We start from the raw sequence: 24,336 nt of genomic DNA, 5'->3' as shown, positions 1-24,336 counted from the left end.
GTGTAATAAGTTACTAAAACAGGCTTTTGCAATAGCAAAATCAGGATTGATATATGATGATGCTTATAAAAGTACTTTAGCGAAAAATTAATAGATTTTTACTTGTTTTTTACCACAGTACTTTGTTGTGGTTAGTTTTCTATTGTTTTATCATCAAATACTTACCATAAGGTATTCTACTATCTGTTGGTGAGCCTTCAGGTATTATCGAATATTTACCTCTTATAACCGCTTTTAAATCGTTTACATTACTATTTTGAGTATTAGGTATAGTTCTTAAAACAAGTTCACACTTAATGTAATCTCTTAAAGGATCCCGAAAACTCAAAAAGATACTACGTTCATTTGGGTGGCAGTTTTCACAACTTGGCAAAAACAAGGATGGATTTATCTTATTACCAAATATTAAATGTTCAGATATATCCGTGGGATTACTATCAATATTTGAAAGCGTGTTAACGAGTTCTACTCCATTTGAATCTACATATCGAAACTCACCATAAATGACATCTTCATAATACGAAATATTCTTATAGTTAGTATGGTAATCTAATAATTTCTTGTTTAAAACTATAGTAAACTCTTCTTGCCCGTTGGTATACTTCCAAGTACCAATAAACCTGTCGAAATCATTATCCGTATCTTTATAATAGGCATTTTGTTGTCTTGGAACTTTCAAATCATCATAAATTGAAATAACTGGACTTTGTGCTTTGCAAGAGACAGCTGTCAGAATAAAGACTATTAATAAATAAATTGTTTTTTTCATAATTTTTAAATTTTAATTACAGTTAGTAGGTGTTAAATCACCATTTTCATCTAATGACAATTTTTGCCAAATTGCATTTTGGCTTAACACATCGTCTGTATTGGCTTTATAAAGTGCAATACCAAAGTCATTAGTTTCATTTACAAATTTCAGAAAGGCTTTTGCCAATTCCTCTTGGTCAGCGTCTGCAGGATTTGATCTTCTATTTCCATTAGCATCTCTATTTGCATCTTTAAAAACATCTTCTAAATCATTGGCAAAGTCAATTTTTGCTCTTTCATCAACAAAATATTGTTGAATTGTAGCTAGTTTATCTATATCTTCGATTTTAATAGCATAGGTATTGTCTCTTACGGTCATAAAGACAACAAACAAAGAGTTGTCAAATTGATAATTTGGCAATAAACTTGGGTTGAAATTGTTAGCGTATCTAAACAGAGTGTGAATATCACCATGACCAAACATTTCAAATTTACCAATAAAATGGTTATGTAAATAGGCAAAGCTATATGGATTTTGACCAGCACTTACTTCACTATCACTTATTAATTGTTTAGGAATAGGTGCGAAATAAGGAAAATTTGGCCTAATATCTAGAGAGAATCCTGTTTCAGTATTTTGATTAAGATTATTATTTAGGGTAATGAAAGCACTAGCAGCATAAGCAGAATTTCCAATGCGATTGAGTTCATCACAATTTTTTTGGTCAATTTGTTCCTGTGTTAAAATAGGGCCTGTACCCACAGGCACACATTTTCTACTACCAGCGCAAGTTGTAGGAGAGGAAGTGTTGCCTCCATTACCTACACTGCCATGCGGCCCTTGGTTAGATGGGTTTGAGGTGTCAGGCGTCACATCACCTGTAGGCATATCACAGGGTTTTAGTGTAGTAGTGTATGTGCCACCTGGTGCAGCAGGAGTTCCATCGTTATTTTCAGGGTCAAGATAAGTGCAACTATTATCACCATATTCATGTGCTCCTGAAGAACAGGTGTTAGGTTCGAAATCAAGCTTTGTGCACTCATCTTCATAAACAACCCTAGAAAAAATATCTTCTGTAAAACCTGAATTGATTTCAGTCATAGAAATCTATCGATTAGGTCAACTTCCTCTTCTTGTTATATCTGCATTATCTCTTCGTCAGTAATATCATAATGTACTAAAAACTCCTTGTAGCTGTTGTCTGGCTATAGGCTAATAAGAACATTCTGTAGCCCACCATAGTCAGGCGTGTTGGTTACCCAAAAAGTGTAGGAATGGTAGCCGTTTTCAAATTCAATATATGTGGCAAAGTCGGTGTTTATTTCCAACCCTGTACTATCGGAGTATGCCGTTCTGTTCTGCTGTATAGCGTTGAAGTCAAGGAGTTCTGTTTTTAGTTTTTCAACAGATGACCACACCTGTTTGTTAGCAATAATCTGTTCTCTCTGTATTGTTGAAATACTTATGGGTTTCTTGACCATTACCTCAATGGGAGCAGTGTTTTTAAAATCGTCGTCTTTTTGGCAGTTGACAAGAACAGTGAAACTCCAAAGAGTAGGATTTTAATTTTGAGGTGTTTTGTCAATCGTTTTCGTTTCATGATTTACCATTGTTTAAAGTTAGTGTAAATGTTTGTTTGTTCGGTCAAAATTAACCACAACAATTTAGACAACCTAAAAACACCAAACAATACGTAACGTTACATAGTTTTAAGACAGCGTACTCAAATCTAAATCATTAATAGCGCCATGAGATGCATGGGCAACTACTACCCCATTTTTAATAACCAATAGCTGTGGTGACTCATGCATAACCTGAAACGTATATCCTACTTCATTAGAAACCTCTCTGTAGTTTAATAAATCTAAATAATACAAGTCTGCTTCAGTTTCGGTTAGTTCATAATCACTCACAAACTGTCGCATAACCATTCGGCTAATACCACATCGTGTAGAGTGCTTAAAAATAAGCTGTGGCTTGTTATGTGAGTTTTTGGTAATTTCTGCTAATTGCGACACTTGGTTAAGCGCTATCCAAGGCAGTATCTTTTCTTCTTTAGGTTCAGATGAACCAAATATGTTTTTTAAAAATCCCATACTAAAATAGTCGTAAATAAAATTAAACCTTTCTGCGAAGATAAATGTTAGTCTTAAAAAACAAAAAACCTCGACTGTTATCACATATCGAGGTTTTAGAACTATAAATCAATACAACTAATACTTCACTATCTTTTTGTTAGCTAAACCATTTACGTCCTTCAAAAAATACACACCAGACGGCAAGCCATTAAAATCAACCGTTGTATTTTCATCTACCTTTACGGTCTTTAAAAGTTGTCCTTGCACATTATACAGCTGTAAGGTTAAAGGTATTTTTGATGTAATGGTTAAATACTCTTCCACTGGGTTTGGATACATCTTTAGCGTATCTATGTTTGTTGTTTCTATTCCCAATGTTGAACAAGCATAGCTATAAGAAGCTGCAGTATCTTTTTGCCAACTACCATCGGTTGGTGGCGTAAACCCATTATCTATTTGAATACAGGTTAGGTCTGGGTTGTTAATCAAATTAACATCTGTCATTGCAGCATTGTTGCCATTGGCAAGATTTATAGCGGTGTATAAGTTTGAATATCCTCTTAGGGTTGTTAAATTTATATTTTGTGATACATCCAATGCTGTTAATTGGTTAGCACTGCAATGGAGATGGATTAAATCTGTTTGAAGTGACACATCCAAGGCTTGCAGTTGATTGAAGTCACAGTATAAAAACTGAAGATTTAGGTTTTGACTCAAGTCTAAAGAAGTTATCTGATTTCCCGTTAAAGTCAAACCCAATAAAGCAGGGTTGTTTGATACATCTAAACTAGTTAACAAGTTGGAATTACAATTTAACCATTCCAAGTTATTATTTTGGCTAACGTCTAATTGACTTAACTGATTTATGTTTGTACTCAACTCTAACAAATCATTATTATGAGTTACATTTAGTGTTGTTAATTGATTATTGCTACAGTCTAGACTTGCTAAGTTTGCATTGTTGCTTACGTTTAAGCTTGTTAAATCGTTTGCATGGCAATCTAAAAAAAACAATAGGAAATTATTGCTAAAATCCAAATTTGTTAAGTTGTTGCTGGAACAATCCAGAATTTCTAAGCTCACAAAATCTTCTATACCCGTGAGATCTGCAATGTTTTTGTTTGACACGTTTAAATTTATTACTCCGTTTATGTTGCTGGTTTGCACTTGACCGTCCATAAAATTATCAAGTCCTAAATCCATCAAGGCTTGTTCAAAATTAGGATCAGGAATAAGTGTGTAACAAAAGTCTGAAAAGCTTGCTGTGGCATCAATATCTGTCCAGTTTGCCGTAGCGTATGTGGCATCATCAACTTGAATGCAAGTTAAATTTGGATTGTTGTTTGCCTGAAACAAATTGAAATTAGTGTTATTGGCATTGGCTACATTTAACCCGTGTAAATTGTTGTTATAGCAGCTTAAAGTGTACAAGTCGCCATTAAGCGATACATCTAAAACCAATAAGTCGTTATCTGTACAATACAAACGTTCTAAATATTGGTTTTGATCCAGATTCAAAACCGTAAGTTGATTGTTGCTACAATCTAAATATGTAAGTTGGGTGTTATTACTTACATCTAAATTTTGTAATTGGTTTTGAAAGCAGTACAAGGTTTCCAGGTTTAAGTTTTGAGAAACATCAAAAACAGCGAGCTGGTTGGCAGCACAATTCAACTCTTCTAATGCTGAAAAATCCTGAATACCATCTAAATCACTAATATTTTTGGCATAGACATTTAGGTTGGTAACTGTGCTAATATTGCTTGTCAATACTTGTCCGTCTATTACGGTATCGTAACCCAAGTCTATAAGTGCCTGCTCAAAATTAACATCAGGAATGGCTGTATATGAAGGAGTACAATCTTCAGAAAAAACGGTTATCCCATTTATTCCAGTACTTAAATTAGCATTGGCAAAAGTGACATCATCAACTTCTACACAACTTAAATTAGAATTGTCTTTTGCATCAAAAGAAAAAAAGTTGGTATTGTTTCCATTTTTAATATTAAGTGACGTAAGTTGATTGTAACTACAGCTTAGGTTTATTAATTGCGAATTTTGACTCACATCAAGAGCTGTTATTGAGTTGTACAGACAAAGTAGGCTTACTAAATTGTTATTTTGACTTACATCTAATGTTGTGAGTTGATTAAAAGTACATTGAAGTGATACAAGATTAGTATTTTGACTCACATTTAAGGATGTTAGAGCGTTTTCTACACAAATCAAAGTTGTTAAATTGCTATTTTGTGATACATCCAAAGTCGTAAGGTTGTTTTGTGAGCAGGATAATTCAGTTAACAATTCAAAATCTTGAATTCCTGTTACATCTGAAATTGAGTAATTATTAATATTTAAATGCGTTATCGTCTTAATGCTAGCTGTTAAAACCTGCCCATCAATAACTGTATCGTAGCCCAAGTCTATAAGTGCTTGTTCAAAGTTGGAATCAGGAATAGCGGTATAGTAATCAGCACACGTTTCAGAGAATGTTGTGGTGGCATCAATATTGGTCCAGTTTGTTGAAGCATAATTGGCATCATCTACATTGATGCAGCTTAAATCGGGATTGTTTGATGTGTTGAAATATGTCATTTGACTATTGTTGCTATTTTTCACATCTAGGGCTTTCAATTGGTTATTGTCGCAACGCAACCAACTCAAACTAGAAGTCTGACTTAAGTCTAAAGCAGTAAGTTCATTACCATAACAATTTAATGTTTGTAATGTGATATTGTTTAGTAAACTAATGGCTTCTATCTGGTTATTGAAGCAATGCAACTCTTCAAGCACATTGTCCAAACCAAAATACAGATAAGAAATTTGGTTATTGTAACAGGATAACGTCTTTAGGTTAGAGCTAAATGGGTATTGGTAAACGTACAATTCTGTAATTTGGTTATTATAGCACGAAAGCGTTTCTAAATTAGGATTGCTTCGTATGTCCAAAACAGATAGGGAGTTGTTTTCACAAGCCAAGGTTTCCAAGGCTGTAAAAAATTGTATACCACTTAAGGTTGCAATGTTTTTAGCGCTTACATCCAATGACGTTATGGTATTAATGTTATGTGCTAACACGTAATCATCTAATACATCGTCGTACCCTAAATCAATAAGTGCTTGTTCAAAATTATCATCTGGAATGTAGGCGTAATAGTTTTGGCAAAAACTTGAAAAGCTTGTTGTAGGATCTATATCTGTCCAATTGGTTGTAGAATATGCTGCATTATCTACCTGAATGCACGACAAGTTTGGCGAATTAGTGGCATCAAAAAACGTTATCAAATAGTTGGTGCCATTTTTAACATTCAAGGTTGTTAAAAAATCGCTCCCATTACAATCTAAATGAGTTAAATTAATGTTTTGGCTCACATCCAAAACTTCTAATGAATTCCAATATATTACGAGGTACTCAAGATTGATGTTATTACTCACATCCAAGCTGGTAAATGGGTTGTTGGCACAACGCAAGTCAATCAAATTGGTGTTTTGACTTACATCTAGAGCAGTTAGGTCATTTCCCGTTACCCACAAACGCTCCAATGCTGTATTCTGTGAAATGTTTATTGAGGTAAGTTCATTCGAAACGCATCGCAATTCGGTCAAATTGGTGTTTTGACTTAAATTTAAGTTAGTCAATAAATTATTGGTAACACTTAAAAACTCAAGTGCTGTAAAATCTTCTATCCCTGTTAAATTGGTTAGGTTCTTACTTTCTACATCAAGACTTGTCACAGTGTTTATGTTGGCAGTCAAAACTTGACCATCTAAAACGGTGTCGTAGCCCAAGTCTATAAGCGCTTGCTCAAAATTAGCATCGGGAATGTTCGTGATTTGCGCAGAAGCATAAATCCCAATCATACAAGCAATAGTTGCCAGTATGCTTTTATTTGACAAATAATGTATTATTGTTTTCATTGTAAGCTGTTTTTAATGTTGTGTATGGAGGTGATTAGCCTTCGGTTTTATCTAAAACAATTGTTGATGTAGTCCCGTTAGCCGTAATTTGAAATATCAGTTCATTTTCGGTAAGTGAGATAATGGTAAATGTACTTGCTGTACTACCGCTAAAAGTGAAATCTATCTCGGTATCACTTAATACTTCATACGTCCCTGAACCTGTGCCACCTGATTGAACAACACAATTATCATTGCTATCTAAATCGTATATTTCCTGAATAAAAGTGTTTTCAGAAAAAAAGCGTATAAAGCTCTTTTTATAACAGGTGTTATGTGCAGGAGATTCAAAATACCATTTCCCGTCACCAGCAGTTAGTTTTTCCTTAGTAGTTGGTTCGCGCACGTAGTTTCCTGGGGTTTTATCTAATGTGAGTTCGCCGCCGGTTGGATACTGTAAAACCAGTTCATTTTCAGTAAATGATATTATAGGATAAACATCTGCTCCTGAATCGTCATTAAATTTTATCTTATTATCGTCGGTAATTTCAAAAGTGTTTGCTAATTCGCTTTGTAGCGTACAATCATTATTCGTGTCTATACCGTAAAACTTTCTTTGAAAGGTGTTGTTTTTCATAAACTTAAAAAAACTTGTCTTAAAACAGGCGTCAAAATTCGCCCCTGAACCTGTTTCATAATACCACTTGCCATCACCTGCTGATAATTTTTCAACCATAGTTAACTCGGGTTGTGGTTGCGGTTGCGAATCATCATCATCTTTGCTACAGTTAAATAAGTTTATTATTAAGGCAAATAGTATGATTAAGCCAATGATTTTGTTCATTAGCATTTTGATGCATGTGTGCGTTTTTGTTTTCATTGTTTTTATATTTAAATAGATTTATAGTGTTTGTGAAAAAAGGATTTAATTTATAGACCAAACATCGCCTAGAAAACCCGTACCCGTATCATCATCGCCGCCAATCACCCATATTTTGTTATTAAATACAGTAGATGCATGCCCATAGCGTTCGGTAAATGTGGCGTGTTCTACAGCTTGGTGCCAATTGGCTCCATCATTGCTATACCAAATGTCGTTTTTATTATTACCATCATCGCCACCAATTACCCAAAGTTTATCGCTAAACGCAACTACCGTTTGGCTGTATCTCGGTGAAAACTGTGCTGATGCAGTCTCCTCTGTCCATGTGACGCCATCAGCACTAGACCAAACGTCGTTTTTGGCGTTGCCATCACTTCCGGCGACAACCCACATCTTATCATTAAAAGTAAGAGCAGAAAACGAGTGTCTTCCCGAAAACTGTGCCGATGCCGTAACTTCTGTCCAAGTTACACCGTCGCTGCTAGACCAAACGCTGTTGTTATTACCATTGACGTCAGTTCCGCCAATGACCCAAAGTTTGTTATTAAATACCAAAGCTTGGTGTTTACTGCGTTCTGTAAATGCTGAATTATTGGTTACTTCTCTCCAAGTTATACCGTCTGTAGAAGACCAAACATCATTGGTTTCATTGGTGCCATCATAACCTCCAATAACCCAAATTTTATTATTGAATACGGTAACAGTATGCCCCCAACGACCAGAAAAATCAGCATTGCTATTTACTTCTGTCCACGTAACACCATCAATAGAAGACCAAACATCATTTTCGTCTTCACCATTATGGTTGTCGCCACCAATAACCCAAAGCTTATTGTTAAACGACACAGCTTGATGAAAGCGCCTAGGAATAAACCCAGCGCTATTAGTTACTTCAACAGCAAGATTTATCCCACGAGTAGTAAAACTAAATACGTTTGAACTCTCTGTGCTCGCTTGTCCATCAGTTGCTACAACGTTCCAGTAATAGGTAGTGTAATGGCTTAAAGGTTCTGTTATTTCAAAATCTGTTTCTGTTATGTTGTCTTGAACAAGTTTTGTTGGCGGATTTTGCGTATCCATATATAAACTATAAGTTACGGTATCGCCATCTGAATCTGTAGATTCATTCCATTCAAGAATTGGTAACAAATCTACATTAGTCGCATTATTAGGTATAACTGATAAACTGAATGCTTGTGGCGCTTGGTTTGGTGGTGGCAAAGAATTACCATCATCGTTTTTGCTACACCCTGTTAATGCAAATACTGCAATTAACAATAAAATTTTAATTTCTTTCATAGCCGTTATTCTTTTATAATTTTTTGAGTATCTCCTGTATCAATATCTTTCAAGAGGTATAAACCAGACGACAAGTTGGTCATATCTATGGTTTTATGTTGATTCGTTACTTCAATAGTATTTAGCAACTGCCCTTGAAGATTATATAACTGTAAAACACGTGGTTTTGATGTTTTGATGTTTAATTGAGATTGTACAGGGTTTGGATAAACAGCAAAATAATTTGATAGTGCTTTTGGTGCTTCAACCCCTAGTGTTGCGTCATCAACAAAAACAGAACTAGCTTGGCCATTAGTTGTAAGTATTTGAGTTTGCCATCCAGGTGAACTACTTGACCAAAGTTTACCTACATTACTTGTACCATTACTTTCATAACCTGCCATATATATTTTGTTATCATATGCTGGAGAAGCAATGTATACAGAAAATATTTGCCCCCAATTGGATATGTTGGATACCTGATATTCGCTACCATCAAGCCAATACGTTGGTACCACATTGGTGCCATCGTGTTTTCCTCCAACTACTAGAGGAAATCCAACATATAAGTCAACATCTAAAGCAGTAGCATATGTTAACCCATCAGTCAAGTATTGGGCAACACCATTTTTCCAAAGTATAGCATAGTTATTACCTGGGGTAGTTTCTTCATAGCCTGTTATGTAAATGTCGCCACCATCAACAAGGACAGATGTTGCTTTTGCATTATCAGAACCGTCTGTAAGAATTTGTTCTGCACCATTTTTCCAAAGTTTTGCTACGTCTTTAGCACCATTATTTTCATAACCTGCAACATACACATCGCCTCCAGATACAAATACTGAAAGAGCACTAGCATTAGTATTTCCGTTGGTTAATGTTTGTTCTATACCATTTACCCAAAGCGTAGCAACGGCATTGTTGTTATTTCCTGTTCGGTGATAACCTATGGCATATACATCATTGCCAGATACAAACACATCGTTTATACTTGCTGAATAATCACCATTGGTATAATATTGCGGCGTACTATTAACCCAGAGAGTAGCCCTGCTTTCTTCTCCTGGAAAACTAACATTCCCACCAGTATATACATTTCCATTAGACACAAATACAGAACTTGCAAGTGAAGGGTATGATCCCAGAGTATATTCTAAAAAACCATTTTTCCAAAGTTTTGATGTAGACATAGAAGTTTGATCTGTGCCTGCTACATATACATCTTGGGCAGTAGCTGTTACTGACAACAGCATTATTAAAAATAAAGTAGTAATTGTTTTCATTATTTTAAGTCTTTAAATGATTGAATGGTTAATTTGAGATACTGTTCTACTTTGAACAAAACTGCATACAAAACTAGCCGCTTTGCGTTGTCTCAACTTTCAATTATTGGACATCGTATGTCTCAAAACAGACACCCTAACGCTTTTTGGACATCAACCGACTCAAAACGGACATCAAAACACTAATACGCTGTATTTTAGTATCTTTGAGTAAGTAATATTACTATGAAAATTAAAAACCTACCATCAATTATTTGTTTGTTGCTGTTTCAAACTATTTGCTCACAACAACTACTTCCAGATTCTTTACAACAGAAATCTGTTGAAGACAAGATTATTTTTTTACAGCAGGAAGGACAAAGACAACAAAGCATAGATTCATCAAATGTATATTTTAATGAAGCCTTAAAACTTGCCAAAACTTGTGATTGTGATTCGTTGTATTTTCGCTCTGTTGAATATATTTCAGATACTTATTACTCTCAAGGAAATTATAAAAAAGCAATAGCTTTCATTAAGCCCTTTTTAGCACAAGCCAAGGAAAGCAATTCAACTATATATTTGTTTAGAATACACACCCATTTAGCAAAAAACTTAATGCTTTCAGAACAACATGACGAAGCCTTAAAACATTATGAATCTGCTTTGGAATTTTCAAAAAAACTCCAAAATAAAATCTACCTTGCTGATGCATACAATAACTTGGGCGATATGTACAATACCACTGGTTTACACAAAAACGCCAAAAAATATTTACTGCTAGCTTTAAAGGTATATAACAGCATAAACGCCCCAGAAACAGAAAAACTGTACACCTATAAAAACCTGATGCAGGCCGTTGAAAATCCAGAAGATATTGAAGAATACGCAAAAAAAGCATTGAACAGCTTACACAAAAGTGAGCCTAAAGAGCAGGCTTCTTTTTACCTCTATGAAGGTGATGCCTATTTATCGAAAAACGAAGGATTACTAACACCAAAACACTATAAAAAAAGCCTACTAGCCTTTAACAAAGCCATCACCATAGCAGATAGCCTAAATTTAGACATATATAAAAACTTTGGATTAATAGGAAAAGGAAGCGTTTTGCTTAACCTCAATAGAACGAGCGATGCTATTGCCGCTTTAGAAAAGGCTAAACAATTGCCACAAACCATTCCTCAAAATGAATTTTATCTTTTAAGAAAGCTGGCTGTTGCCTATGAACGAAACAACAACTATAAAAAAGCTTTTATTACTTCTAAAGAAATGTTTACGTTGCAAGACTCCATAAGCCATTATCAGTCAAAAGAAAAATTTGCCGAATTTGATGCCAAGTTCAACCTAGCAGAAAAAGATAAGGAAATCGCACTACAAGAATTGGAAATTGCTAAACAAAGAAACGCAAGAAATAAATGGATTTTTAGCAGTATTGGTACATTGTTATTGGGATTATTCATTATTCTTTGGCTTATAACCAAGCAAAAGCGTAAAAAAACCCTTGTACAAATGAAGCTTGAAAAAGAACAGGAAATCAATCAATTGCGCACCAAATTTTTAGGAAACATAGCACACGAAATCCGTACACCACTCACTTTAGTTTCTGGAAACTTAAATTTAGCATTAGAAAATCTAGACAATACAACCAAAGCCAAAAAAAACCTTCAAGTGGCTTTAGACAACACAAAAAAAATCACTGATGACGCCAATGAAATTTTGGAACTCCTCAAGTTTGAAGGTCATAAAATGACACTTAACAAAACCGCTGTTCCCTTACGCACGTCTTTAGAGCGCATTGTGTTTTCCTTTCATTCTATGGCACAAATCAAAGCTGTAGAAATAAGTTATTATTCAAACATAGCAAACACCATTTTTGTAAATACTGATATTGGAAAGATTGAAAAAATCATAAACAACCTTCTTTCAAACGCCATTAAATACGCGCCATCAAACTCAAAAATTATTGTTAACGATGTCTTCAATACTGATACACTTTCAGTATCAGTGACCGATTTTGGAGAAGGCATCAAATATGATGAGCAGAAAAAAATATTCGAGCGATTTTATCAGTCAGAAAACGCTAGTAAGGTTGGCGGCATAGGCATTGGACTAGCACTATCAAAAGAGTTTTCCGAGCTTTTAAATGGAAGCTTAACCGTTGATAGTAAGCCTGGTAAAGGCAGTACATTTACATTAAAAATTCCAATGCAAACAACAGAAAATAATACTGAAAATGTAACTAAACCAACTAGTCTAATACCCCAACAATTTCCAAATCATAATAATTCTTCAATAAAAGAACACATTCTTATTGTAGAAGACAACCCACAAATGGCGACCTATTTAAAAGAGCTACTTGAAGATATATATCATTGTGATGTTGCTTTTAATGGCGAAGAAGCTTTAAATTTATTAAAAACCCAAACCTATTCGTTAATCACATCAGACATTATGATGCCCAAGATTGATGGTTTTGAACTTCGTGAAAAAATAAATACCATAGAAAAACACAAGTACACACCATTTATTTTTATATCTGCCAAGACTCTAGAAATTGATAAAATAAAAGGGTTCTCGCTTGGCATTGCGGATTATATTGTAAAACCATTCAACAAAAATGAATTAATTGCACGCATAAAAAACCTTTTAAAAAACAAAGCATCACGTATAAAATGGCAACTTGAAAATACAAATCAACTTTCAACAACCGAAAGATCAGACCAAAAACTGCTACGAAAAATAGAAACTTACATTGTTGAAAACCTAGACAATGACGATTTCAAAATAAAAGAGTTAGCAGATTATGTAGGATATAGCCAACGCCAATTAGCTAGAATTATGAAACAATACACAGGAATGAGCCCTGTAAAATTTATTTTAGAAATTAGATTACAAAAGGCCTTTACCTTTCTTCAAAATAAAACTTTCTTCACACTTTCAGAAGTTCGCTTTGCTGTTGGCATCAGTTCTTCTGCTTATTTTAATAAAAAGTTTAAAGAGCGTTTCGGTATTGCTCCTGCTGATTTGATATAAAAATTCACCCTTCTTGAAACTGACGAAAAGTCACGCTATAACTGCTTCAAAACGACATTTTGTCACTCAAAACGTATTGGTAAGATTATTGACTTATACGCTACAAAGAAAGGAAAAATTTAAACACATGAACTTTAATAATTATACAATAAAATCACAAGAAGCGATACAGCAAGCGCAACAGCTTGCCCAAAGCTTACAACATCAACAAATAGAAAATGAGCATATTTTTAAAGCCATTACACTTGTTGATGAAAACGTTTTACCATTTATTTTAAAAAAGCTAAATGTAAACGTTCAGACCCTACAACAGGTTTTAGATAGACAACTAGAAAGTTTACCTAAAGTATCTGGTGGTGACATTATGCTTTCTCGCGAAGCTGGAAAAAGCCTTAACGAAGCAGCAATTATTGCTAAAAAAATGAACGACGACTATGTGTCTGTTGAGCATCTTATTCTTGCTGTGTTTAAATCAAACAGTAAGATTGCACAAATGCTAAAAGACCAAGGCGTTACTGAAAAAGACCTTGTAAAAGCCATTGATGAGCTACGTCAAGGTGATCGTGTAACGTCTCAAAGTCAAGAAGACACTTACAACTCGTTAAACAAATACGCTAAAAACCTAAACCAATTAGCCAAAGACGGAAAATTGGATCCTGTTATTGGTCGTGATGAAGAAATTCGTAGAATTCTTCAAATTTTATCACGTCGTACCAAAAACAATCCAATTCTTGTTGGTGAACCAGGAACTGGTAAAACGGCTATTGCTGAAGGTTTAGCACATAGAATTGTAGATGGTGATATCCCAGAAAACCTCGTTGATAAACAAATATTTGCCTTGGATATGGGAGCACTAATTGCTGGTGCTAAATACAAAGGTGAGTTTGAAGAGCGATTAAAAGCGGTTGTAAAAGAAGTAACCACAAGCGAAGGTGACATTGTACTTTTTATTGACGAAATTCACACACTTGTTGGTGCTGGAAAAGGCGAAGGCGCTATGGATGCTGCCAACATTTTAAAACCTGCGTTAGCGCGTGGTGAGTTACGTGCTATTGGTGCTACAACGTTAGACGAATACCAAAAGTATTTTGAAAAAGACAAAGCCCTTGAAAGACGTTTTCAAAAAGTAATGGTTGATGAACCTGATACCGAAAGTGCCATTTCAATACTTCGTGGTATTAAAGAAAAGTACGAAACACATCATAAAGTACGCATTAAAGACGAAGCGATTATTGGTGCTGTAGAATTATCAGAGCGTTATATCACCAACCGTTTTCTTCCAGACAAGGCCATTGACCTAATGGATGAAGCTGCGTCTAAACTGCGCATGGAAATCAATTCAAAACCTGAAGAACTGGATGTTTTAGACAGAAAAATCATGCAGTTGGAAATTGAGATTGAAGCCATAAAACGTGAGAAAGACGAAGCAAAATTAAAGTCTTTGCGTTCAGATTTAGCAAACCTAAAAGAAGAACGTAACGAAATTTACGCCAAGTGGAAAAGTGAAAAAGAAGTGGTTGACAATATTCAAAATACCAAACAGGCTATTGAAAACTACAAGCTAGAAGCTGAACGTGCAGAACGCGAAGGCGATTATGGTAAAGTAGCTGAAATTCGCTACGGAAAAATTAAGGAAGCCCAAGAATCGTTAGATAAACTTCAAAAGGAACTTCAAGAGAATCAATCTGGGAACTCGTTAATTAAAGAAGAAGTCACTTATGATGATATTGCCGAAGTGGTTGCAAAATGGACAGGAATTCCTGTTACCAAAATGCTACAAAGCGAGCGTGAAAAACTACTAAAGCTTGAAGACGAATTACACAAGCGCGTGGTTGGACAAGAAGAAGCCATTGCTGCTGTAAGTGATGCTGTAAGACGTAGTCGTGCAGGTTTACAAAATCCACAAAAACCTATCGGAACCTTCTTGTTTTTAGGAACCACAGGTGTTGGTAAAACCGAATTGGCAAAAGCATTAGCAGAATATCTGTTTGATGATGAAAACGCGATGACACGTATAGATATGAGCGAATACCAAGAGCGTCACGCAGTAAGCAGATTGGTTGGCGCACCTCCAGGATATGTTGGTTATGACGAAGGTGGACAATTGACCGAAGCGGTAAGACGCAAACCATATTCAGTAGTATTATTGGATGAAATTGAAAAAGCGCATCCAGACACCTTCAACATCTTGTTACAAGTACTTGACGAAGGACATCTAACAGACAACAAAGGACGTTTGGCAGATTTTAAAAACACGATAATCATTATGACTTCAAATATGGGAAGTCATGTAATACAAGAGCGTTTTGAAGCTACAAAAGATATTGATGCTGCTATGGAAGCTGCAAAAGTAGATGTGTTAGCCTTATTAAAACAATCGGTAAGACCAGAGTTTTTAAACCGTATTGATGATACTATTATGTTTACACCTTTAAGCAAGGAAAACATTACAGCTATTGTTGGCTTACAACTAAAAGGCATCACTAAGATGATTGCAAAACAAGGCATCACTTTTGATGCAACACCAGAAGCTGTAACCTATTTAGCAAAAAAAGGGTACAATCCAGAATATGGTGCACGACCTGTAAAACGCGTGATACAAAAAGAAGTCTTAAACGAGTTAAGTAAAGAAATACTATCTGGAAAAGTATCTACAGACAGTATTATTTTACTGGATGCTTTTGATGATAAATTAGTATTTAGAAACCAAGGCGATTTAGTTTCAGAAGAGTATTAAAAACTTGTTAAAGTTATAATAAAGAAACGAAGTATTCGTTTTCATAATAGTTGGTTAGTTAATTGAAAAGCAACGCACATCTTATACACATAAGACTAGCGTTGCTTTTTTTTGCACATAATTCTCACTCGTATTTCAAAATTCACTATCTTTAAATATCTCCAAATCAATTTTTTACGAGAATATTTCATTATTATGACATCGGCCATGCCGAAGTCTTTGTTTTTGACAACTTCTTAATCAAGCAGGTTAAAGAAGGGGAAAATTTTGATTTAGAATAGACCAACAATTTAAAACTCATTTTAGAGCAGCATTTTAACGGTTGTAAAATGGCTTACATTTCTAATAGAATTACTTCCTTTTCTGTAAACCCTATAGTTTATAAAGAAATTGAAAAAACATCTAACTTGGTAGCCATAGCGGTTATCCCGAACAACGAGAAAATGTTTAAAAGGGCCGAATATGAAAGTAAATTTATAATAAGCCCTTTGCTATTTTTGATTCCTTAAGCAATGCTATTCAGTGGACTCAAAAGATTATTTCAGAAAACAGCAAGTAAGAAAATTCACATATACAACTAACAAACAAATACTTACAAACAAAATATTTTTTCAGCCAACTTCAAGACAATAATAAAAAATGTAAAAACGCTTTTTAATAGAAAAAACAAGCACATGTCGTTTATCTAAAAGTTCGTTAAAAATTTAAAAAAATCAACCGTTAATCGTATTTTTACAACATCTTAACCTACAAATTACACAAAATGTCCATAAATCAGCATATTGATCATACACTGCTAAATGCAGCTGCAACAAAAAAAGATATAAAAGTATTATGTGACGAAGCCAAGAAATATCGCCTACATGCCGTATGCGTAAATAGCTACTATGTGCCTTTGTCTAAACATTTTTTAACCATGACCAACATAAAAGTATGTGCTACTGTTGGTTTTCCTTTAGGTGCTATGAGCACTAAAGCCAAAGTCTGTGAAGCTAAAAAAGCCGTTGAAGATGGTGCTAACGAAATTGATATGGTTATTAATGTTGGAATGCTAAAAAGTAAAAACTATGTAGCTGTATACAAAGACATCTGCGATGTTAAATTAGCTATAGGCAGCACACCTCTTAAAGTAATTTTAGAAATCAGTGAATTATCTAAAAATGAAATAATTAAAGCTTGTCAAATTTGTATCGACGCTAAAGCAGATTATATAAAAACTTCTACTGGATTCTCAAAAAGTGGCGCGACACTTACAGCCATTAAGATGATAAAGAAAACGGTAAAAGATAAAGTAAAAATTAAAGCTTCTGGCGGTATAAAAGATTATGAAACTGCTTTGAAGTATATAGAGGTTGGCGCTGATAGAATAGGCACTTCGTCTGGTGCTCAAATAGCATCAGAGTCCTTACTAACCGAGGCCAGCTAAAACTATTTCTCATAAAAACATTATCAGAAAAGCAATTATATATACGATATAAGCTATATAATTGCTTTTTTATTTCATATATCTGCGTTTTAAAAATCATATCCTTTTAAAATTATAATTTCCCCTTAAATTATTTACCTTTGACATTCATGCAAAAACAAATAAACATACAGAACAAAAAAGCTAAATTTCAGTACGAAATTTTAGATAAGTATACCGCAGGTATTGTTTTAACTGGAACCGAAATTAAATCTATTCGCAACAGTAAAGCATCAATAGCTGAAAGTTTTTGTGAGTTTAACGAGCAAGGCGAATTGTTTGTTATAAACATGACTATTGAAGAATACTTGTACGGCACATATTACAATCACAAACCTAAAGCCGAACGTAAGTTATTACTCAACAAACGAGAGTTAAAAAAACTTGAAAAAGAAGTCAAAAATACAGGACTAACTATAATTCCCTTACGCCTGTTTATTAATGAACGCGGTCTTGCCAAACTAGTTATTGCTCTTGCAAGAGGTAAAAAACTTTACGATAAAAGAGAAACAATAAAAGACAGAGAAAATAAAGTTAGGCTTGACAGAATCAAAAAAAGCTTTTAATAATTTTATGACATCTCTAACAATTCGTAATTGATATTATAGCTATGTTTGAAACATGCTAATAATCAATTTATGAAAAAACTATTACTACTCGCTTTTATAGTATTAATCAACACTACGTTATTTTCTCAAGTTACAGGAAGTGTAACATCTACACAAGGAGAGCCACTTACATTTGTAAATATTTATATTGAAAACACTTACACAGGTACTACTAGTAACGATAATGGTATTTACGAATTAAATATATCAGAAAAAGGAACTTACACCATAGTTTTTAAATTTATAGGCTACAAAACTCTAAAAAAAACAGTCTCTATAAATTCATTTCCTTTTACGCTAGATGCAACGCTTGAAAACGAAGATATTTCTCTTACTGAAGTAATCATTAATTCTGACGAAAACCCAGCTAATAAAATAATACGAAATGCAATAGCTCACAGAAAGAAAAACCTAGAAAACACAAAAACTTACACATCAGATTTTTATTCCAGAGGCTTTATAAAAATTGAAAATGTTCCCGAAAAAATACTTGGTCAAGAAATTGGCGATTTAGATGGTAATTTAGACTCAACACGTAGTGGAATGATCTATCTATCTGAAACAATTTCAAAACTTACATACCAATATCCAGATAAATTAAAAGAGCATATTATAGCCTCTAAAGTGAGTGGTAATGATAACGGTTTTAGCTTTAATAGCGCTAGTAGTGTTGATTTTAACATCTACAACTCAACTGTAGAAATTGGCAATCAAATTGTATCACCCATAGCTAGCAACGCTTTTAATTACTACCGCTATAAACTAGAAGGAGTTTTTTATGATGACCAAGGACACTTAATCAATCAAATAGCAGTAATTCCAAGGCGAGAAAATGATCGAGTATTCTCTGGAACCATTTACATTGTTGAAGACCAATGGGCACTTTATGGGTTAGAATTGAGTGTTACAGGAGAACAAGCTCAAATTCCCGCTGCAAAAACCATTACCATAAAGCAAACTTTTTCTTACTCTGATATTGATAAACTTTGGGCTTTAATCTCTAACAATATTGACTTTTCATATGGCATGTTTGGAATAACTGGAAATGGCCGCTTTACCGCTGTTTATAGTAATTATAATTTTCATCCGGAGTTTACCAAAAAAACATTTACAAGCGAGATTTTATCATTTGAAAAAGAAGCTAATAAAAAAGATTCTTTATTCTGGAACAACAAACGCCCAGTTCCTTTAACTACTGAAGAAGCGACTGACTATGTAAAAAAAGACAGCATACAAACAATAAGGAAATCTGAAACATACCTAGATTCCATTGACGCAGAACGTAATGAATTCAAGTTAACCAACGTCCTTTTTGGCTACAATTATCAAAACTCTTATAAAAACTGGAATATAGGATATTCAAATCCGTTAGAGAACTTGAGCTTTAATACCGTACAAGGCTTTAATAGTGACATAAACCTATACTTTAACAAAAGTTACGATGATTACACCAAACGCTTTAGTGCTAATGCTAAAATAAACTATGGTTTTAGTGACGAAAGATTACGAGTATCAGGAGCAATATCTTATAAATTTAACAACACAAACAGACGGTTTGCAAAACTTTCGGGTGGTGTTTCTGTAGAACAATTTAATGGTAGCAACCCTATTTCAAAACTCATAAACACGGCATATTCACTACTAGCTGAAGAAAATTACATGAAGCTATATGAAAAGCAATTCATAAGAGCAGACTACTCTCAAGAGCTATTTAATGGTCTTTATTTAGGTTCTGCCATTGCTTACGAAGCTAGAAAACCACTTTTTAACACCACAGATCAAGCATGGTTTCCTCAAGCTGACAAAGCATACTCTAGTAATAATCCATTAGACGAAACAGCTTATACAAATGCGCCTTTTGTATCTCATAACATTATGAAACTCGGCATTAATGCGTTTATTAATTTCGGACAAAAATACATGAGTTACCCTGATGGAAAATTTAATGTATCATCAGACAAATATCCAAGCTTGTTAATTGGTTATGAAAAAGGGTTTGGAGCAACAATATCAAACTATAATTTTGATGAAATCAAAGCACGAATATACCAAGGGTTTGATGTAGGAAACAAAGGATATTTTCAATATAACCTAAAAGGAGGAACTTTTATAAATGCAGATAATATTGCTTTTATAGATTACAAACACTTTAACGGTAATCAAACACAAATTGGCTCTGGTAGCAGCTATATAAATGTTTTTAACAACTTACCATATTACAGCATGAGCACTAATAAATCTTATGCTGAACTTCATGTTGAACATGATTTTAAAGGCTTTATTTTAGGAAAAATTCCTCTTTTAAATAAGCTTAATTTTAACTTGGTAGCTGGAGCTCACGCTCTTTCTGTAGATGGAAAAAATCCTTATCAAGAGTTCTCTATTGGTTTAGACAATTTAGGTTGGGGCAATTTTAGATTTTTAAGATTAGATTATGTTCGATCATATCAAAGCGGTTTTCAAAGTGATGCTATTATTTTTGGCATAAAACTTCTTAATTAGTTATTTTTGATAAAAAACTAACGCATGAGAAAAACATTATATATACTTTTTATTTTAATAAGCAGTACACAATCATTTTGGGCGCAAGACACCGAAACAGATATTGAAGAAATAGATTACTCTAAAAATGTAGAAAGTATTGATGCTATTGTCACATCTTTATATAATGTAATTTCAGGAGACAGAGGTTTTGAGAGAGATTGGAGTCTGTTTCAACACCTTTTTAAAGAAGATGCTAAGCTTATTCCTGCCGGAAAAAAACCTAAAGACCCCCTACTTCATGTGCGCTACATGTCGCCAAGAGATTATGTAAGTACTTCTGGAACCTGGCTTGAAGAAAACGGATTTCATGAAAGAGAAATTCATAGAGTTACTAACACATTTGGAAATATAGCTCAAGTTTTCAGTACTTACGAAGCTTATAAAAACAAAGAAGATGATACGCCTTTTATGAGAGGCATTAACAGTATTCAACTTTTAAATGATGGTTACCGTTGGTGGATAATAAATGTATATTGGACTCAAGAAACTGAAAACAATCCTATTCCACAGGCGTATTTACCACCAAAAGAGTAATTATGTTTCATGATGATAGACCAAAAATAGATATAGAAAAAAGTGTACAAGATAAGTTTTTGCAACTCACACCCTTTATACTTTTAGGTATTGGTTTGGTTTACACATTAATCAACTACAACTCGTTACCAGCCCAAGTACCTGTCCATTTTAATTTTTCTGGAGAAGTCACAAATTATGCTGAAAAAAATTCTATTTGGTTTTTAACCATATTAGGGTTTGTACTAACTTTTGGAATGTATAAACTGATGCGATACCCGCATCAATTTAATTATCCTGTAAAAATTACACCAGAAAATGCCGAAAAGCAATATAAATCGGCTATAAAAATGATGACTTATATGAATATTGGTGTTGCATCATTATTCTTAATCATTAATTATGAGATTGTCCGCGTATCTATTAACAGTGAAAGTGGTTTTAGCCTAATATCTCACTATGTATTAAACTGTATTCTTCTAGCAATGGTGGTTGTTCCAATAATACAAGTTGTACTTACAATAAGAAAACAAAAAAATTAGTTTTTATCCTCTAATAAGGGTACAAATCTAAATTCTCCAAACTCATGCTTTTCAAAATCTTTTGGCCCTTTTCTAATAAAAAGCGTCATTGTTTGTACATTTTCTCCAACAGGAATTACAAGCCTTCCTCCTATTTCTAACTGTGCTAATAACGCTTTAGGCACAAATGGCGCTCCTGCAGTTACAATAATACCTTTAAAAGGCGCTTCTTCTTTAAGCCCAATGTAGCCATCTCCAAAAATGAGTTTCTTGGGTCTGTAACCTAGTTTAGGAAGAAATTTACTTGTTTTTTTAAACAGCTCATGCTGGCGCTCAATACTATAAACTTTAGCGCCAAGCTCACATAATACCGCAGTTTGATAACCACTACCTGTTCCTATTTCTAGAATTTTGTCTCCAGGTGTAATTTGTAGTAATTCAGACTGAAAAGCTACCGTGTATGGTTGCGAAATAGTTTGATCAGCAGCAATAGGAAATGCTTTATCTTGATATGCATGATCTAAAAAACTAGAGTCCATAAACAAATGTCTAGGAATATTTCCTATCGTCTTTAAAACATTATCATCTGTAATGCCCTTTGCTTTAACAACTTCAACAAGCTTTTGCCTTAATCCGCGGTGTTTAAACGTATCTTTCAATGTTAGTCAGGTTTTCAGAGCTAAAATAATTCAAAGATTCTGAAGCTAAAAATTAATCTTTCAACAATTATCATTCCTCTATAATTTACAACATTTTATTAATAATTTCACACCAATAAATAGTGAAAAATCTTATTTTTGTTGAAAACGTAAATAACATGCTAAAAGCTGGAGTTCTTGGTGCTGGGCATCTTGGAAAAATTCATTTAAGATTACTTAATCAATCTGAAAAATATGAGCTTGTCGGATTTTATGATGCTGATGAAGCTAATGCTAAAAAGGTAGAAGCCGAGTTTGGCTTTAAATACTTTAACTCAATTGAAGCATTGATTGATGCTGTTGATATGGTAGATATTGTAACACCTACATTATCGCATTATGATTGTGCTAAACAAGCCATTGCAAAAGGAAAACATATTTTTATTGAAAAGCCTATCACAAACACTGTTGAAGAAGCAGAACACATTAGAGAACTACTAGCCGAACATAACATACGCGGTCAAGTTGGTCATGTAGAACGGTTTAATCCTGCGTTTACAGCGGTGAAGGACAAAATTGAAAACCCTATGTTTATAGAAACACATAGGCTAGCCGAGTTCAACCCTAGAGGCACTGATGTTCCTGTGGTTTTAGATTTAATGATTCATGATATTGATATCATATTAAGCGTTGTGAAATCTAAAGTAAAACACGTTTCAGCTAGTGGCGTTTCTGTAATCAGTGACACACCTGATATTGCTAACGCACGAATTGAATTTGAAAATGGTTGCGTAGCAAACCTTACAGCCAGTAGAATATCATTAAAGAACATGCGAAAAACACGTTTTTTTCAACGTGATGCATACATCTCTGTAGATTTTTTAGAGAAAAAATGTGAAGTTGTAAAAATGAAAGACGCACCAGAAACACCTGGAGATTTTGATATGATTCTTCAAAATGCTGAAGGCGTAAAAAAACAAATCTATTTTGATAATCCGGATGTAGCAGGAAACAACGCTATTCTAGACGAGCTAGAAACTTTTGCTGACGCTATTAACAACAACACAAAACCAATTGTAACACTACATGATGGTACAGAAGCTTTGCGTGTTGCTACAATGATTATCAATCAATTCTAAAATTAAAATTATTAACAATTTTCTTATTTTAAGAAATAAAAAAACATGAAAATTAATATGAAAAATGTTGCAGTAATTGGAGCTGGCACAATGGGAAATGGTATTGCTCATACCTTTGCTCAGAGTGGATTTCAAGTACAATTAATAGATATAAGTGAAGCTTCTTTAAAAAGAGGTATGGATACCATTGCTAAAAATTTAGACAGAATGGTTGCCAAAGAAAAAATTACTGAAGCTGACAAGCAAGCTACTTTAAGTAATATAACCACTCATACAAAACTAGAAGACGGTGTTAAAAATGTTAGTTTAGTAGTAGAAGCAGCAACTGAAAATATCGATTTAAAACTGAATATTTTTAAGCAATTGGATGAAGTTTGCTCTGACGAAACAATTTTAGCAACAAATACATCATCAATTTCTATAACACAAATTGCAGCTGTAACTTCAAGACCAGAAAAAGTAATTGGAATGCACTTTATGAATCCTGTGCCAATTATGAAACTAGTAGAAATAATTCGAGGTTATAATACTACTGATGCAGTAACGAGTACTATTATGGAACTTTCTAAAACACTTGGAAAAATTCCTGTAGAAGTAAATGATTACCCTGGTTTTGTGGCAAACCGTATCTTAATGCCTATGATAAATGAGTCTATAGAAACATTATACAACGGTGTTGCTGGTGTACAAGAAATAGACACGGTAATGAAACTAGGTATGGCTCACCCTATGGGACCATTACAATTAGCAGATTTTATTGGTTTAGATGTTTGCTTATCGATATTAAACGTCATGTATGATGGCTTTAAAAACCCTAAATATGCACCTTGTCCACTATTAGTAAATATGGTAAGAGCTGGAAAACTAGGTGTAAAATCAGGCGAAGGTTTTTATGATTATTCTGAAAGCAGAAAGGCCGAAAAAATTTCTAAACAATTCTCAAACTAATAATTTTAAAAAACAGATTCACTGTTTTTTAAAGTAATAAA

At 33.9% G+C, this 24,336-nt stretch carries 18 protein-coding genes; 9 read left to right on the top strand and 9 right to left on the bottom strand.

Translation table 11 applies throughout. From position 1 onward, the window contains the following. Nucleotides 1-139: 139 nt before the first annotated feature. The 8 genes from ABD690_RS12890 to ABD690_RS12855 all read right to left on the bottom strand — a co-directional run bounded on the left by ABD690_RS12890 (nucleotide 140) and on the right by ABD690_RS12855 (nucleotide 10,170). Nucleotides 140-769 carry a DUF6705 family protein gene (locus ABD690_RS12890; RefSeq protein ID WP_344731002.1) on the bottom strand — a complete coding sequence of 210 codons (630 nt, stop codon included), beginning with the start codon at nucleotides 767-769 and terminating at the stop codon, nucleotides 140-142. A gap of 12 nt (nucleotides 770-781) precedes the next feature. Further along, on the bottom strand, nucleotides 782-1,852 hold the full coding sequence (locus tag ABD690_RS12885) for a hypothetical protein (RefSeq protein WP_344731001.1): 1,071 nt from the start codon (nucleotides 1,850-1,852) through the stop codon (nucleotides 782-784). 104 nt (nucleotides 1,853-1,956) lie between these two features. Continuing rightward, on the bottom strand, nucleotides 1,957-2,232 hold the full coding sequence (locus ABD690_RS12880) for a hypothetical protein (protein WP_344731000.1): 276 nt from the start codon (nucleotides 2,230-2,232) through the stop codon (nucleotides 1,957-1,959). A 228-nt stretch (nucleotides 2,233-2,460) separates the two neighbouring features. Next, nucleotides 2,461-2,847, bottom strand: a complete 387-nt coding sequence (gene ytxJ / locus ABD690_RS12875; RefSeq protein ID WP_344730999.1) for a bacillithiol system redox-active protein YtxJ — start codon at nucleotides 2,845-2,847, stop codon at nucleotides 2,461-2,463. 117 nt (nucleotides 2,848-2,964) lie between these two features. Then, nucleotides 2,965-6,747, bottom strand: a complete 3,783-nt coding sequence (locus ABD690_RS12870) for a T9SS type A sorting domain-containing protein (protein WP_344730998.1) — start codon at nucleotides 6,745-6,747, stop codon at nucleotides 2,965-2,967. 34 nt (nucleotides 6,748-6,781) lie between these two features. Next, a complete protein-coding gene (locus ABD690_RS12865; RefSeq protein ID WP_344730997.1) occupies nucleotides 6,782-7,570 on the bottom strand; it encodes a lipocalin-like domain-containing protein in 789 nt (262 codons plus the stop codon). An 81-nt stretch (nucleotides 7,571-7,651) separates the two neighbouring features. After that, complete coding sequence (locus ABD690_RS12860) at nucleotides 7,652-8,908, bottom strand: Kelch repeat-containing protein (RefSeq protein ID WP_344730996.1); 1,257 nt, start codon at nucleotides 8,906-8,908, stop codon at nucleotides 7,652-7,654. A 5-nt stretch (nucleotides 8,909-8,913) separates the two neighbouring features. Further along, on the bottom strand, nucleotides 8,914-10,170 hold the full coding sequence (locus ABD690_RS12855; protein WP_344730995.1) for a T9SS type A sorting domain-containing protein: 1,257 nt from the start codon (nucleotides 10,168-10,170) through the stop codon (nucleotides 8,914-8,916). 225 nt (nucleotides 10,171-10,395) lie between these two features. Between ABD690_RS12855 and ABD690_RS12850 the strand changes: the two genes are divergently transcribed. From ABD690_RS12850 to ABD690_RS12820, 7 genes are all read left to right on the top strand, one after another. Next, entirely contained in the window at nucleotides 10,396-13,182 is a 2,787-nt protein-coding gene (locus tag ABD690_RS12850) for an ATP-binding protein (RefSeq protein WP_344730994.1), read from the top strand. Nucleotides 13,183-13,309: 127 nt separating this feature from the next. Continuing rightward, nucleotides 13,310-15,919, top strand: a complete 2,610-nt coding sequence (clpB, locus tag ABD690_RS12845) for an ATP-dependent chaperone ClpB (protein WP_344731006.1) — start codon at nucleotides 13,310-13,312, stop codon at nucleotides 15,917-15,919. Between the two features lie 763 nt (nucleotides 15,920-16,682). Continuing rightward, nucleotides 16,683-17,345, top strand: a complete 663-nt coding sequence (deoC, locus tag ABD690_RS12840; RefSeq protein WP_344730993.1) for a deoxyribose-phosphate aldolase — start codon at nucleotides 16,683-16,685, stop codon at nucleotides 17,343-17,345. 149 nt (nucleotides 17,346-17,494) lie between these two features. Then, nucleotides 17,495-17,950: an SsrA-binding protein SmpB gene (gene smpB, locus ABD690_RS12835; protein WP_344730992.1), complete on the top strand. Its 456-nt coding sequence runs from the start codon at nucleotides 17,495-17,497 to the stop codon at nucleotides 17,948-17,950. A gap of 72 nt (nucleotides 17,951-18,022) precedes the next feature. Further along, complete coding sequence (locus ABD690_RS12830) at nucleotides 18,023-20,494, top strand: DUF5686 and carboxypeptidase regulatory-like domain-containing protein (protein ID WP_344730990.1); 2,472 nt, start codon at nucleotides 18,023-18,025, stop codon at nucleotides 20,492-20,494. Nucleotides 20,495-20,518: 24 nt separating this feature from the next. Continuing rightward, nucleotides 20,519-21,070 carry a hypothetical protein gene (locus tag ABD690_RS12825; RefSeq protein ID WP_344730989.1) on the top strand — a complete coding sequence of 184 codons (552 nt, stop codon included), beginning with the start codon at nucleotides 20,519-20,521 and terminating at the stop codon, nucleotides 21,068-21,070. A gap of 2 nt (nucleotides 21,071-21,072) precedes the next feature. Then, on the top strand, nucleotides 21,073-21,591 hold the full coding sequence (locus ABD690_RS12820) for a DUF1648 domain-containing protein (protein ID WP_344730988.1): 519 nt from the start codon (nucleotides 21,073-21,075) through the stop codon (nucleotides 21,589-21,591). Here ABD690_RS12820 and ABD690_RS12815 read toward each other — a convergent pair. After that, the gene (locus tag ABD690_RS12815) at nucleotides 21,588-22,229 is read right to left on the bottom strand and encodes a protein-L-isoaspartate(D-aspartate) O-methyltransferase (protein WP_344730987.1); all 642 of its coding nucleotides are present in this window, start codon (nucleotides 22,227-22,229) and stop codon (nucleotides 21,588-21,590) included. The genes ABD690_RS12820 and ABD690_RS12815 overlap by 4 nt on opposite strands. A gap of 158 nt (nucleotides 22,230-22,387) precedes the next feature. Here ABD690_RS12815 and ABD690_RS12810 point away from each other — a divergent pair, with 158 nt between their 5' ends. Both ABD690_RS12810 and ABD690_RS12805 read left to right on the top strand, forming a co-directional pair. Then, nucleotides 22,388-23,347 (top strand): Gfo/Idh/MocA family protein, encoded by a 960-nt coding sequence (locus ABD690_RS12810; protein WP_344731005.1) that lies wholly within the window; start codon nucleotides 22,388-22,390, stop codon nucleotides 23,345-23,347. 57 nt (nucleotides 23,348-23,404) lie between these two features. Continuing rightward, on the top strand, nucleotides 23,405-24,295 hold the full coding sequence (locus tag ABD690_RS12805; protein WP_344730986.1) for a 3-hydroxyacyl-CoA dehydrogenase family protein: 891 nt from the start codon (nucleotides 23,405-23,407) through the stop codon (nucleotides 24,293-24,295). Nucleotides 24,296-24,336 lie beyond the last annotated feature (41 nt).

Source organism: Corallibacter vietnamensis (genome assembly GCF_039537875.1).
GTDB lineage: Bacteria > Bacteroidota > Bacteroidia > Flavobacteriales > Flavobacteriaceae > Corallibacter > Corallibacter vietnamensis.
The sequence above is the reverse complement of the archived record's forward strand: the minus strand, read 5'-3'. Positions and strand labels throughout refer to the sequence as shown.

What these genes read in the sequence shown, in the direction of transcription:
- ABD690_RS12890 (WP_344731002.1), bottom strand. Translation starts at nt 769, where the DNA reads ATGAAAAAAACAATTTATTTATTAATAGTCTTTATTCTGACAGCTGTC.
- smpB (WP_344730992.1), top strand. Translation starts at nt 17,495, where the DNA reads ATGCAAAAACAAATAAACATACAGAACAAAAAAGCTAAATTTCAGTAC.
- ABD690_RS12830 (WP_344730990.1), top strand. Translation starts at nt 18,023, where the DNA reads ATGAAAAAACTATTACTACTCGCTTTTATAGTATTAATCAACACTACG.
- ABD690_RS12865 (WP_344730997.1), bottom strand. Translation starts at nt 7,570, where the DNA reads ATGAACAAAATCATTGGCTTAATCATACTATTTGCCTTAATAATAAAC.
- ABD690_RS12855 (WP_344730995.1), bottom strand. Translation starts at nt 10,170, where the DNA reads ATGAAAACAATTACTACTTTATTTTTAATAATGCTGTTGTCAGTAACA.
- ABD690_RS12805 (WP_344730986.1), top strand. Translation starts at nt 23,405, where the DNA reads ATGAAAAATGTTGCAGTAATTGGAGCTGGCACAATGGGAAATGGTATT.
- ytxJ (WP_344730999.1), bottom strand. Translation starts at nt 2,847, where the DNA reads ATGGGATTTTTAAAAAACATATTTGGTTCATCTGAACCTAAAGAAGAA.
- ABD690_RS12885 (WP_344731001.1), bottom strand. Translation starts at nt 1,852, where the DNA reads ATGACTGAAATCAATTCAGGTTTTACAGAAGATATTTTTTCTAGGGTT.
- ABD690_RS12880 (WP_344731000.1), bottom strand. Translation starts at nt 2,232, where the DNA reads ATGGTCAAGAAACCCATAAGTATTTCAACAATACAGAGAGAACAGATT.
- ABD690_RS12850 (WP_344730994.1), top strand. Translation starts at nt 10,396, where the DNA reads ATGAAAATTAAAAACCTACCATCAATTATTTGTTTGTTGCTGTTTCAA.
- ABD690_RS12820 (WP_344730988.1), top strand. Translation starts at nt 21,073, where the DNA reads ATGTTTCATGATGATAGACCAAAAATAGATATAGAAAAAAGTGTACAA.
- ABD690_RS12825 (WP_344730989.1), top strand. Translation starts at nt 20,519, where the DNA reads ATGAGAAAAACATTATATATACTTTTTATTTTAATAAGCAGTACACAA.
- deoC (WP_344730993.1), top strand. Translation starts at nt 16,683, where the DNA reads ATGTCCATAAATCAGCATATTGATCATACACTGCTAAATGCAGCTGCA.
- ABD690_RS12860 (WP_344730996.1), bottom strand. Translation starts at nt 8,908, where the DNA reads ATGAAAGAAATTAAAATTTTATTGTTAATTGCAGTATTTGCATTAACA.
- clpB (WP_344731006.1), top strand. Translation starts at nt 13,310, where the DNA reads ATGAACTTTAATAATTATACAATAAAATCACAAGAAGCGATACAGCAA.
- ABD690_RS12810 (WP_344731005.1), top strand. Translation starts at nt 22,388, where the DNA reads ATGCTAAAAGCTGGAGTTCTTGGTGCTGGGCATCTTGGAAAAATTCAT.
- ABD690_RS12870 (WP_344730998.1), bottom strand. Translation starts at nt 6,747, where the DNA reads ATGAAAACAATAATACATTATTTGTCAAATAAAAGCATACTGGCAACT.